At 37.4% G+C, this 760-nt stretch carries 2 protein-coding genes; both read right to left on the bottom strand.

Annotated features, from left to right (window positions below; all coding sequences use genetic code 11):
- Positions 1 to 251: 251 nt before the first annotated feature.
- The gene (locus tag ACSVH9_RS16290) at positions 252 to 392 is read right to left on the bottom strand and encodes a hypothetical protein (protein WP_438064627.1); all 141 of its coding nucleotides are present in this window, start codon (positions 390 to 392) and stop codon (positions 252 to 254) included.
- Positions 393 to 526: 134 nt separating this feature from the next.
- A complete protein-coding gene (locus ACSVH9_RS16285) occupies positions 527 to 670 on the bottom strand; it encodes a hypothetical protein (RefSeq protein WP_438064626.1) in 144 nt (47 codons plus the stop codon).
- Positions 671 to 760: the final 90 nt, after the last annotated feature.

The raw sequence follows: 760 nt of genomic DNA, 5'->3' as shown, positions 1-760 counted from the left end.
ACCTCTAGAGCCTTCAGGGCCTCCCACTACGGTTTCAAGTTGTTCTTTAGTAAGGGGAGTGATTGTTTTTAGTTTTGTGGTTTTAGCAGTGTTTGCGGTTTGTGTGATTTTGTTTTTCATAATTTTTTGTTTTTGAAATTTAAAAATAGCTCCATTTTTTTTTGAATCACTTGGGGGTTATGACTGTATGGGCACGGATTGCAAATCCGCGCTATCGGGTTCATAGAGCTAGAATATTATTTGCTTAATGATTAAGGTAATGTCGTTGATGTCCCTCTAGAGCCTTCAGGTCCTCCCGCTATTTTTTCTAGTTGTTCTTTAGTAAGGGGAGTGATTGTTTTTAGTTTTGCAATTTTAGCAGTGTTTGCGGTTTGTGTGATTTTGTTTTTCATAATTTTTTGTTTTTAAATAAAAATAGCCCCAATTTTTTTGAGTCACTTTGGGGGGGTATGACTGTATTTTATACTCAGCGTGTGTCACGAAGTTGGGAGACTTCGTAGCGCTGGTTTTTCAATAAAGTTTATTATTAATGTCCCACCCCTGTCACAGTCCCTCTAGAGGTCTCAGGGCCTCCCACTACGGTTTCAAGTTGTTCTTTAGTAAGAGGAGTGATTGTTTTTAGTTTTGCGGTTTTAGCCGTGTTTGCGGTTTGTGTGATTTTGTTTTTCATAATTTTTTGTTTTTGAAATTTAAAAATAGCTCCATTTTTTTTTGAATCACTTGAGGGTTATGACTGTGTGTGCAGGGATTGCAAATCCGG

The organism is Flavobacterium sp. RSSB_23, assembly GCF_051547145.1.
GTDB lineage: Bacteria > Bacteroidota > Bacteroidia > Flavobacteriales > Flavobacteriaceae > Flavobacterium.
This window is presented reverse-complemented; position numbering and strand designations above follow the sequence as displayed.

What these genes read in the sequence shown, in the direction of transcription:
- ACSVH9_RS16290 (WP_438064627.1), bottom strand. Translation starts at nt 392, where the DNA reads ATGAAAAACAAAATCACACAAACCGCAAACACTGCTAAAATTGCAAAA.
- ACSVH9_RS16285 (WP_438064626.1), bottom strand. Translation starts at nt 670, where the DNA reads ATGAAAAACAAAATCACACAAACCGCAAACACGGCTAAAACCGCAAAA.